Raw genomic sequence first — 10,067 nt, 5'->3', positions numbered from 1 at the left:
CCCGCTACGCGGGCCGAAAACTTATCGCGGCGCGGGCTGTACGGCCGCGAGCTGTCTGGCCAGCGCCCAAATCACCAGCACGTCGATGGCGATCAGCACCAGCGCCCAGAAGGGGTAGATCGACACGAACAGGAAGTTGTCCAGGATGCTGATCGCCGCCAGCACGATGCCCGCGAGATAGGCCCAGGTCTTCCCGGTCACGATGCCGATGCCCGCGGTCACCACCAGCACCCCGATCACCAGGTGGATCCATCCCCACGCGGTGACGTCGATGAGGAACACCTGATCCTCGGTCACCACGAACACGTCGCGCCCCGCGATCGCCGCGATGGCTGTCAACAGGTGCAGGACACCGGCGACGAGGATGAGCACACCTGCGAAGATCGTCATGTCGCCGAGCACCGGACGGGCGCTGATCGGACTGGTCATAGCACTCACTCCTTCCAAACGCGACACCTGTCCGGCCCAACGTAATCGCTCACCTGGTCGAATCCGCGCAGGTAGCCGGGGTGGGTCACGCGATCGGCCGAGTATCGGCAAACGAATAGCGATCGGCTGGGGACGGTGCGACCGATGTGGTCGCCAGCGGGCGCGTGCCGCACAATAGGGAGCCGCGCGCGGCACGTCCCGGCGTTCTTCCGGACCCGGACGCATGCCGCGGCGACACAAGGTGTTGTGCTACGCGGACTTGTCACCCACAAGGAGTAGTGTTCCAAGGGTAGGCATTCCGTGACGGCAGCGGGCTTGGGAAAGGCATGGAGACAGCATGAAACTGATCGATCGGGTGTCGGCCATCAACTGGAATCGGGTGCCCGACGAAAAGGATGCCGAGGTCTGGGACCGGCTGACCGGCAACTTCTGGCTGCCGGAGAAGGTCCCGGTCTCGAATGACATTCCGTCATGGAACACCCTGACCGCCGACGAGAAGCAGCTGACCATGCGGGTCTTCACCGGCCTCACCCTGCTGGACACCATCCAGGGCACGGTCGGCGCGGTGAGCCTGATCCCGGACGCGCTCACCCCGCACGAAGAGGCGGTGCTGACCAATATCGCGTTCATGGAGTCGGTGCACGCCAAGAGCTACAGCTCGATCTTCTCCACGCTGTGCTCCACCCGCGAGATCGACGAGGCGTTCCGCTGGTCGGAGGAGAACCGCAACCTCCAGCGCAAGGCCGAGATCGTGCTGTCGTACTACAACGGCGACGATCCGCTCAAGCGCAAGGTCGCCTCCACGCTGCTGGAGAGCTTCCTGTTCTACTCCGGTTTCTACCTGCCGATGCACTGGTCGTCCCGGGCCAAGCTCACCAACACCGCCGACATGATCCGGCTGATCATCCGAGACGAAGCGGTGCACGGCTACTACATCGGCTACAAGTACCAGAAGGGCCTGGAGCGGGTCTCCCAGGCCGAGCGCGACGAGCTGAAGAACTACACCTTCGAGCTGCTGTTCGAGCTCTACGACAACGAGGTCGAATACACCCAGGATCTCTACGACGAGGTCGGCCTCACCGAGGACGTCAAGAAGTTCCTCCGCTACAACGCCAACAAGGCGCTGATGAACCTCGGCTACGAGGGCCTGTTCCCCAAGGACGAAACCGACGTCAACCCGGCCATCCTCTCGGCCCTGTCCCCCAACGCCGACGAGAACCACGACTTCTTCTCCGGCTCCGGCTCCAGCTACATCATCGGCAAGGCCGTCAACACCGAAGACGAAGACTGGGAGTTCTGAACGAGCAGCGCTCGGCTGGGCTATCCCAGCCGAGCGGCCGCACGCTCCCGCAACAGCTTCCTCGGCCGCTCCGGCCATTTCTCCCGAATCCGACTTCCATCGCACACCGATACATCGAGGTGTTGCGCCGACTTTCCGCAACCGAGGAATTCCGGTAGGGCGCGTTCAGGGGTGGTCCGTGGCTTCCGGTGCAAGCTTCAGAAACTCGTTTCTCGCCGCCTGGATCTGGTCGAATTCAGGTCCGCTCGGGGGTTCGCCCACCCGTGCCCATTGGTCGCACGCATGATGGAACGCGGCAACTGCCCGTCGGTATTCGGCGGACCTGCGCAGATTTACGGGTTCACCGATCATCGAGCGCTCCAGCCGGAAGGTCGGCCGAATCCAGCAGGGTCGACCAGTAAGCGTCCCGTACCGTGTTCCACAAATCGTCGTGTTCGGGGAACCACTCACGGGCCTGCGCCAGGTCCGGAAAGGTGTCGAACAGGACGGTCCCAGGCTGGACTGCGGGTAGCGGGTTATCGGGGAACCGGTACGCCGTCGAGCCGTCGTCGTTGACCCGGAAGCGGATCACGTACGCACTACGGCCGAGCAGTCGCCAATACGCCGTCTTCCGGCCGTCCCCTGTCTCGGTGGTCCGTATTCCACCCTTCCGCATCAGAGACCGTCCGTAACTTGGTGTTTCCCGGTGCCGGGGGATGCGACACCTCGGCACCGGGAAGTCTGGAGCTCCCACTCGCCCGGCCCGGCGAGAACTCGCCGGAGCCGGCCCGCTCGGCACGGCGTGGCGGTGCCGGATGGGTACGAGTCGCCGGGAGATACGCACTGGGGTGGTTCTGTACTCACGTCGTTGTCCTCCCAAGCGAAACACCGGTTAGTCAACAATGTCTGATCAGACGTACGTGTCTAACTATAGAGCCGGTGGGTACGCTTTGGTCAGCAATCGAAGGAAGGAACGCGGCGGTGAGTACTACCGGCGATGTCATCCGAAGGCAACGAGAGCGGCTGCAGCTGTCCCAAGACGGCCTCGGCCGACTGGTCGGTGTGGGGCAGCGGCAGATAGCCCGATTCGAGTCCGGCGCATCGGAACCCTCACTGTCGATCGCGGCGCGACTAGCGAACGCGCTGGAGGTGTCCCTGTCGGAGCTGGCAGGCGTCACACCGCGCGGGCTCGATCTGTCCGGCGACTGGTGGGCAGGCTGGCAGACCTGGAAAGACGATGTGGAGCGGGTGGACGTGCACGAGCTGGCCATCCAGCAGAACGGCGCGTTCATCACCCTGGACGGCGCACGAGCCCGGCCGGTCTCCGAAGGCTCCTACGAGTGGCGCGGGGAAATGAAGCTCTGGGACAACGAAATCTTGATGGGTTGGTATATCGCAACGGATGGCGCCGTCCGGTCCAAGGGTTCTCTGTATGCCGCACTGCACCCGCACGGACACGCGATGATCGGATCGTGGACCGGCCTCAGTTACGCCGGATTGATCGTTCACGGTTGGGGCGCAATCGCCCGCGACCGTGACCAGGTCGAACATTTGATGGGCGAACTGATCCGGACCCAGGGAAACTTGACGACATGGCCGAAGATGAAATCGTAGATGTCTCTATTGCTGCCGATGACCCCGCGTGGCTGGCCGAGTTCACGCACAAACTCGTCGAGGACGAGTTGGTAGCGTGCGGCAACGTCATTCCCGGTATCCGGTCGATTTACCGCTGGGAAGGCCGGATTCATGACGACGCGCAAGCACTAGTGGTCCTGCACACACGCGCCAGCCTGGTTCCCGCAATCATCGAACGGGCCGATGCCGAGCACCCGGACGAAACTCCCCAAGTCCTTGCCGTCCCGGTGGTCAACGCCCACCCTGGCTACCGGCAATGGGTGCTCGACTCGACGCGAGGTTGAATTCCGAAACCCCCGCGGCAGTCGGTTTCCCCGACTCTCAAAAGCTATTGGCGCACAACGGATCCGAGTGACTGCGACGTCGCCTGAACCGAAATATGCGGGACCCGACCGGCATTCGGCCCGGTCGAGTGGTGAAACACCGCGATATTGCTGATCAAATGAGGGACAATTTCTCTCGATGCACCGCCGCTGATTGCTGCGCTGCTAATGATCGCTGTCGCCTGTGCCGACGACCGCGTTCCGCCTCGGCACTATTCAGATCCCCAGAACCAGTTTGGCCGTGGTGAAGTAGATGATCAGGCCGGTGGCGTCGACCAGGGTGGTGACCATCGGGGCCGAGACGACCGCGGGATCGATGCGCAGCTTCTTCGCCAGCAGGGGCATGGTGCCGCCGATGGTGGCGGCCCAGCCGCAGATCAGGACCAGCGTGATGCCGACGACCAGGGCGATGCGGGTGCCGACGAACACCGCGCCGATCCCCAGGCCCACCGAGGCCAGCAACGAACCCAGCACCAGGCCCACCCGGCATTCCCGCCAGATCACCCGGAACAGATCCGACACCCTGACCTCGCCGACCGCGAGTGCGCGCACGCAGGCGGTGGCGGCCTGCGCGCCCGCGTTGCCGCCCGCGCCGATCAGCAGCGGGATGAACAGCGCCAGGTGCGCCGCCTGCTGCAAGGTGCCCTCGAAGAAGTCGGTCACGCTCACCGTGAGGGTCGCGGCGAGCAGCAACAGCAGCAGCCACAGCGCGCGATAGCGGGCCAGCTGGAACACCCCGGCGGCCATGTAGTGGCCTTCCCACGGCGCGGAACCCGCCTGACGTGCGACGTCCTCGCTGTCGGCGGCCTCGATCACCTCGACCGCGTCATCGATGGTGAGCAGCCCGACCAGCCGGTCCTCGCTGTCCACCACCGGAAGGTTGATGTCATTGGTCTCGCGCATCAACCGGGCGGCCTTCTCCGCGGAATCGGTCGCGCGTGCGAAGGCGGGCTCGGTGACAACCAACTCCGACACCATCGCGCCCGGCTCGCTGAGCACCAGTTCCCGCAGTTCGACGATGCCGGTCAAGCGCCTGCCCCCGTCGACGACGGGCAGCGTGTACACCGTCTCGGCGTTGCCGCCCTTGGCCCGCACCATGCCCAGCGCCTCGGCGACGGTCAGCTCGCGCGGCAGCGCCACCACCTCGGGCGTCATGTACTGCCCCGCGGAACCCTCCGGGTAGCCGAGCAGACTCGCGGTCATCCGCCGCTCGCGCGGGCTCAGCCCGGCAAGCACCTTCTTGGCGACCTTGGCGGGCGCTTCGCGCAGCATGCGGGCCCGGTCGTCGGGCGCCATGCCTTCGACCAGCTCGCGGAAGCTCTGATCACGCAGCCCCTGCAGGATCTGCTGCTGGTCCACCGGCTCGAGCTCCTCGAAGACGGCCAGCGCCAGATCTTTGTCGAGCAAGCGGAACGCCATCCCGGCGCGCACCGCGTCCATGCGGGCGAGCTGGTCGGCGATGACATGCGGCGGATGGTTGCCGAGCCAGTCGAGCGCGGCGTCCACACGATGGGTTTCGACAATGTCCTGGAGGGATTCGGACAGCGTCGGACGTACTTCGATGATGTCGGTCTGCGACATGGGAGGACCTCAGCACATGCGTGAGTGAACAAGGAGCGCGAAATTCACACCGCGGGCGCCGGCCCCTGCCGTCGCAGATCAACTAGGCATGCGAAGGGGCGGCGCCGCGCGGCCTTCGACTGGGAGGTTCGCTGCGCATCGCAACCCCACCTCCTACTCGTCGTCGCGGCGGATTCGGACGTCCGCACCATTCCGATCAACATCCATGGACGTGGAAAACGTCCCCGTGCAGCTTACATCGCTTCGGCGAGAATGATCACCACATAGTGAGCGCTGTAACCCAACCGGTTTTGCGCCCCAGCGCGAAACGCTGACTCATCGGTGCCGCGATAGCAAGGTTTGACGCACCCGGCGTCGAACTGTTGCTCCCAGTCCTGAGAAGAGGGACAGTGTGTGCCAAGCAGGCCCGGACGTCGCACACCACGGGCCCTCGCCCACGCCCCAGCACAGCTCACGGAAGTCTCGAAGTGTCGACAGCCACCGCACTGATCCGCCGGCGCGCGATCGACCTCATGCGCATTCCGCACGGAATCTGTTGCCGCTGACATAGCGCGGCTCGTTCACCCGAATCCCCGCGCGGTCCGCCGCCACCCCTCCACACCGCCGTTTCCCACGGTGGTGTCGCCGCCGCATGCCGAGCACTCCAGCTGCACGGCGCCTTCTCGTCTTGGAAAGAACCAACAATGGCCCACCCCTCATCCACCCGGCGCGTCGCCCGCGCGCTCTCCGCCGCCGTCGCCCTGCTCACCGGCCTATCGGCGCTCACCGGGTGCGGCGAATCCGCACCCGCCAAGACCGCCGACGGCAAGTACGTGCTCCGCTATCAAGGCGCTACGGGGCAGGTCGGCGCCCACGAGCTGGCCCAAGACCTCGGCTACTTCGAGAAGATCACGCTGCACTGGGAAGGCGACACCACCAGCGGCCCCGCCAACATCCAGGCCGCGGCGACGAACCAGGTCGAATTCGGCAGCGCCTTCAACGGCGCGGTGGTGAAACTGATCGCGGGTGGCGCGAAGGTCACCTCGGTGCTCAGTTCCTATGGCGCGGACGAACAGTCGTTCACCGGCTACTACGTGCGTGAAGACTCCGGCATCAGCTCGGCGCGCGATCTCATCGGCAAGAAGGTCGCCGTGAATACCCTTGGCGCCCACCACGAATTCATCACCAGGGAGTGGCTGCATCAGCAGGGTCTCTCCGAGGCGGAGATCAAGCAGGTGCAGCTGACCGTCGTGCCTCCGGCCAACACCGAGGACGCGGTACGCAAGGGGCAGGTCGACGTCGGCGCCCTCGGCAGTGTCTTCCGCGATACCGCCCTCGGGCGCGGCGGTATTCGCCCGCTGTACACCGATAAGGCAATCTTCGGCACCGCCAGCTACGGCACCTATGTCTTCCGCGACGACTACATCGCGAAGAACCCCGAGGCGGTGCAGGACTTCGTGCAGGGCACCGCGCGCGCGATCCGCTGGCTCCAGGTGACACCCCGCGATCAGGTGCAGGCGAAATTCACCGAGATCATCGCCAAGCGCGGCCGCAACGAGAACGCCAACTTGGTGCCGTACTGGCTGAGCTCCGGGATCCCGGCGCCGGGCGGCGTGATCGCGGAGAAGGAAATCCAGATCTGGATCGACTGGCTGGTGCGCAACGGCGAACTGCCGAACGGCAAGTTGAAGGCCGCGGATCTGTTCACCAACAAGGACAACCCGTACGCGAACGGCACCTACCAGCCGGAGAGCGGGCCGGCCGGCGAGGCGGTGGCGGCCAAATGACCACGACCGCAACGAAACTGTCGCTCACCGGCGTGCACAAGCAATTCGCGGTGCGCGGCTCCCAAGAACGGTTCACCGCCATCCAGGACATCTCGCTCGAGTTGCGCGAAGGCGAGTTCCTGGTCCTGGTCGGGCCGAGCGGATCCGGCAAGTCGACCCTGCTCGACCTGCTCGGCGGGCTGAGCAAGCCGACCTCCGGCGAAATCCTGCTGGACGGCAAGCCGATCACCGGGCCCGGCCTGGACCGCGGCATCGTCTTCCAGCAGTACGCGCTGCTGCCTTGGCGGACGGCGCGGGCCAATATCGAGTTCGGGCTGGAGGCCAAGGGCCTACGCCGCAAGGCGCGCCGGGAACTCGCCGAGCACTACCTGGAACTCGTCGGTCTCTCCGGTTTCGGCGACCGCTACCCGCACGAACTGTCCGGCGGCATGAAGCAGCGCGTCGCCATCGCGCGCAGCCTCGCGTTCGACCCGGAGGTGCTACTGATGGACGAGCCGTTCGCCGCGCTGGACGCACAGACCCGAGAATCCTTGCAGGACGAGCTGTTACGCATCTGGCGGGCCACCGGCAAGACCGTCTTGTTCATCACCCACGGCATCGACGAGGCGGTCTACCTCGGCCAGCGGGTGGCCGTGCTGACCTCGCGGCCCGGCCGGATCAAGGCCATCGTCGACGTCGAGATCGATCGCGACGCGGGCGGTGACATCCGCTCCTCCGAGCGCTTCCGGGACTACCGCCACGAGATCTGGACGCTGCTGCACAGCGAGGTCCAGCGGGCGGCGAGCCTGGAACGCGAGTCGCTGTCCGAGCACCCGGCCCATGTCGAATCCACCACCGAGAGGGCGGCCCATGTCTAGTGCGATTCAACTCACCGAGCGCCCGATTCAGCGGAGCGCGGGCGAGCCGTCCCGACCGACCTCGGTACGCGCGGCCAGAAGCGCGCCCCCGCTTGCGGCGAAGGCGGTCCGCACTGTCGGCCGGTTCGCCTGGCGGGTATTCAAACCCACGATCGTGATCGCGCTGTTCCTGCTGCTGTGGCAGCTCGCCCCGACCGTCGGACTGGTGGACGAGGTATTTTTGCCGCCCTTCTCGGTGGTGGCCCAGGCGTTCGCCGACCTGGTGGCGAGCGGGGAGATGTGGACGCACATCTCCGCCAGCCTGAACCGCTCGCTGGTCGGATACGCGATCGCGTTGTCCGTCGGCATTCCGGTGGGCGTTTCGATCGCCTGGTACAAGCCGGTGGCGGACTTCCTCAACCCGATCCTGGAGCTGTTCCGCAACACCGCGGCGCTGGCGTTGCTTCCGGTCTTCCTGCTGATCCTGGGAATCGGCGAGACCTCGAAGGTCTCGATCGTCGTCTACGCGAGCTTCTTTCCGATTCTGCTGAACACGATCACGGGCGTGCGCACCGTCGATCCGCTGCTCATCAAATCGGCGGCTTCCCTGGGTTTCTCATCGCTGCGGCTGTTCCAGAAGGTGATCCTGCCCGCCGCGCTGCCGTCCATCTTCACGGGTCTGCGGATGGCGGCGGCCAGCTCGATCCTGGTGCTCCTGGCCGCCGAGATGTTCGGCGCCCGAGCCGGACTCGGCTATCTGATCACCGCCGCGCAGCAGAACTTCGCGATCCCGAACATGTACGCGGGAATCCTGGCCATCTCGCTGCTCGGCCTCGGTTTCAACGGTTTGCTGGTCACGCTCGAACGCCGCCTATCGCGGTGGCGCGTCCCGGCGAACGCATGACCATGTCCAGGCCGCTCGACATCCGCTCGCTCGAAATGGGATCGCCATGCCGCTGACGAAGCGTCGCGTCGTCGACTTCATGCGCGTCTACCGCAGCGCTTGTCGCCCTGGCGAACGTCCCGGCTCCTCCGGTCGAGCACCGGCCTGATCCTCTATTCCGAAGTGAGTTTCTCGAAATGACCGCCGTACACGAAACCCCCACCTCCGCCGCAGCCGACACGGTGCACGTCGCTCCGGTCGCCGGTTACATCGGCGCCGACATCTCCGGCGTCGATCTGCGCGAGCCGCTGACCGACCAGCAGGTCGCGACGCTCACCGACGCGCTGCACACCTACAAGGTGCTGTTCTTCCGCGATCAGCACATCAATCACGCACAGCAGATCGCCTTCTCCCGCCGGTTCGGCTCGGTCACCCCGTCGCACCCCTACGATGACGACGCGCCGACCGAGCACCCGGAGATCCTCGCGGTCGACAGTCGCCTGTACGAAAAGCGATTCGGGGTACGGAAGTTCAGCTACAACAACCACTGGCACACCGATGTCTCCGCGCTGATCAACCCGCCCGCGGCCTCGATCCTGCGCGCCGAGATCGCGCCGGAGCGCGGCGGGGACACCGGCTGGACGAACCTCGTGGCCGCCTACGAGAACCTGCCCGAGTCGCTCAAGCGGTTCGCCGAAGGACTGCGCGCCGAGCACCGGTTCGGCGGCAACCGGCCCGCCTGGAACTCCGACAGTGACTACGCGAAGAAGGTCGCGGCCGCACCGCTGGTCACCGAGCATCCGGTGGTCCGGGTGCACCCGGTGACCGGGGAGCGGGCGCTGTTCGTCAATCCGGGCTTCACCACACGGATCGTCGGACTGTCCCCGAGCCAGAGCGACGCAGTGCTGAAGCTGCTGTTCGACGAGGTGACCAACCCGGCCTACACGGTCCGGTTCCGCTGGCAGAAGGGCAGTCTCGCGTTCTGGGACAACCGCGCGACCGCCCACCTCGCACCGAGTGATCTGAACCACCTCGACGTCACCCGGGTGCTGTACCGCACGACACTCGAGGGTGATGTCCCTGTGGGCGTCGACGGTGAGCCCTCCAACTCCATCGTCGGCGAGAAGTTCACCGGCGCGTAGCGAGCGGACGATCGAGACCGGCCGGGCCGTCCTCAGGACGCTCGGGCGGTCTCGCGCTGCCGCCACTCGGGCATCCGCATCTGTCGATGCGAAGAACTGGTGGTCCAGCCACTGGCGGGTGCGCTCCAGGCAGGCGGACACTGACCGCCGCAATAGGCGCGGTCGGCATCGCGATGACCTCGACCTGGTCCGC

Annotated in this window: 10 protein-coding genes; 7 read left to right on the top strand and 3 right to left on the bottom strand. The window is 65.7% G+C overall.

Translation table 11 applies throughout. The features are described from left to right. Window positions 1-21 precede the first annotated feature (21 nt). The gene (locus tag ACWPXK_RS10730; protein WP_454195910.1) at window positions 22-429 is read right to left on the bottom strand and encodes a DUF7144 family membrane protein; all 408 of its coding nucleotides are present in this window, start codon (window positions 427-429) and stop codon (window positions 22-24) included. Window positions 430-766: 337 nt separating this feature from the next. On the opposite strand from ACWPXK_RS10730, the gene nrdF reads away from it, so the two are divergent. After that, window positions 767-1,729, top strand: coding sequence for a class 1b ribonucleoside-diphosphate reductase subunit beta (gene nrdF, locus ACWPXK_RS10725; protein WP_454195909.1), 963 nt, complete (start codon window positions 767-769; stop codon window positions 1,727-1,729). Between the two features lie 340 nt (window positions 1,730-2,069). Here the strand turns inward: nrdF and ACWPXK_RS10720 are convergent, their stop codons facing one another. After that, window positions 2,070-2,384: a hypothetical protein gene (locus tag ACWPXK_RS10720; protein WP_454195908.1), complete on the bottom strand. Its 315-nt coding sequence runs from the start codon at window positions 2,382-2,384 to the stop codon at window positions 2,070-2,072. Window positions 2,385-2,689: 305 nt separating this feature from the next. Between ACWPXK_RS10720 and ACWPXK_RS10715 the strand changes: the two genes are divergently transcribed. After that, window positions 2,690-3,322: a helix-turn-helix domain-containing protein gene (locus tag ACWPXK_RS10715; RefSeq protein WP_454195907.1), complete on the top strand. Its 633-nt coding sequence runs from the start codon at window positions 2,690-2,692 to the stop codon at window positions 3,320-3,322. Further along, window positions 3,301-3,627 (top strand): divalent-cation tolerance protein CutA, encoded by a 327-nt coding sequence (gene cutA, locus ACWPXK_RS10710; RefSeq protein ID WP_454195906.1) that lies wholly within the window; start codon window positions 3,301-3,303, stop codon window positions 3,625-3,627. The genes ACWPXK_RS10715 and cutA overlap by 22 nt, the downstream gene beginning before the upstream one ends. Before the next feature lie 255 nt (window positions 3,628-3,882). On the opposite strand, the gene mgtE is transcribed toward cutA, so the two are convergent. Beyond that, window positions 3,883-5,247 carry a magnesium transporter gene (gene mgtE / locus ACWPXK_RS10705; protein WP_454195905.1) on the bottom strand — a complete coding sequence of 455 codons (1,365 nt, stop codon included), beginning with the start codon at window positions 5,245-5,247 and terminating at the stop codon, window positions 3,883-3,885. A 683-nt stretch (window positions 5,248-5,930) separates the two neighbouring features. On the opposite strand from mgtE, the gene ACWPXK_RS10700 reads away from it, so the two are divergent. The 4 genes from ACWPXK_RS10700 (at window position 5,931) to ACWPXK_RS10685 (ending at window position 9,874) form a co-directional block, all read left to right on the top strand. Further along, window positions 5,931-7,013, top strand: a complete 1,083-nt coding sequence (locus ACWPXK_RS10700) for an ABC transporter substrate-binding protein (RefSeq protein WP_454195904.1) — start codon at window positions 5,931-5,933, stop codon at window positions 7,011-7,013. Continuing rightward, on the top strand, window positions 7,010-7,870 hold the full coding sequence (locus tag ACWPXK_RS10695; protein WP_454195903.1) for an ABC transporter ATP-binding protein: 861 nt from the start codon (window positions 7,010-7,012) through the stop codon (window positions 7,868-7,870). The genes ACWPXK_RS10700 and ACWPXK_RS10695 overlap by 4 nt, the downstream gene beginning before the upstream one ends. Continuing rightward, window positions 7,863-8,753 carry an ABC transporter permease gene (locus ACWPXK_RS10690; protein ID WP_454195902.1) on the top strand — a complete coding sequence of 297 codons (891 nt, stop codon included), beginning with the start codon at window positions 7,863-7,865 and terminating at the stop codon, window positions 8,751-8,753. Before ACWPXK_RS10695 ends, ACWPXK_RS10690 begins: the two co-directional genes overlap by 8 nt. Before the next feature lie 176 nt (window positions 8,754-8,929). Continuing rightward, window positions 8,930-9,874 carry a TauD/TfdA dioxygenase family protein gene (locus ACWPXK_RS10685; protein ID WP_454195901.1) on the top strand — a complete coding sequence of 315 codons (945 nt, stop codon included), beginning with the start codon at window positions 8,930-8,932 and terminating at the stop codon, window positions 9,872-9,874. Window positions 9,875-10,067 lie beyond the last annotated feature (193 nt).

Source organism: Nocardia sp. Marseille-Q1738 (assembly GCF_965283145.1).
This window is presented reverse-complemented; position numbering and strand designations above follow the sequence as displayed.

Coding starts and splice junctions, on each gene's coding strand:
- ACWPXK_RS10730 (WP_454195910.1), bottom strand. CDS start 429: ATGACCAGTCCGATCAGCGCCCGTCCGGTGCTCGGCGACATGACGATC.
- nrdF (WP_454195909.1), top strand. CDS start 767: ATGAAACTGATCGATCGGGTGTCGGCCATCAACTGGAATCGGGTGCCC.
- ACWPXK_RS10720 (WP_454195908.1), bottom strand. CDS start 2,384: ATGCGGAAGGGTGGAATACGGACCACCGAGACAGGGGACGGCCGGAAG.
- cutA (WP_454195906.1), top strand. CDS start 3,301: ATGGCCGAAGATGAAATCGTAGATGTCTCTATTGCTGCCGATGACCCC.
- mgtE (WP_454195905.1), bottom strand. CDS start 5,247: ATGTCGCAGACCGACATCATCGAAGTACGTCCGACGCTGTCCGAATCC.
- ACWPXK_RS10700 (WP_454195904.1), top strand. CDS start 5,931: ATGGCCCACCCCTCATCCACCCGGCGCGTCGCCCGCGCGCTCTCCGCC.
- ACWPXK_RS10695 (WP_454195903.1), top strand. CDS start 7,010: ATGACCACGACCGCAACGAAACTGTCGCTCACCGGCGTGCACAAGCAA.
- ACWPXK_RS10690 (WP_454195902.1), top strand. CDS start 7,863: ATGTCTAGTGCGATTCAACTCACCGAGCGCCCGATTCAGCGGAGCGCG.
- ACWPXK_RS10685 (WP_454195901.1), top strand. CDS start 8,930: ATGACCGCCGTACACGAAACCCCCACCTCCGCCGCAGCCGACACGGTG.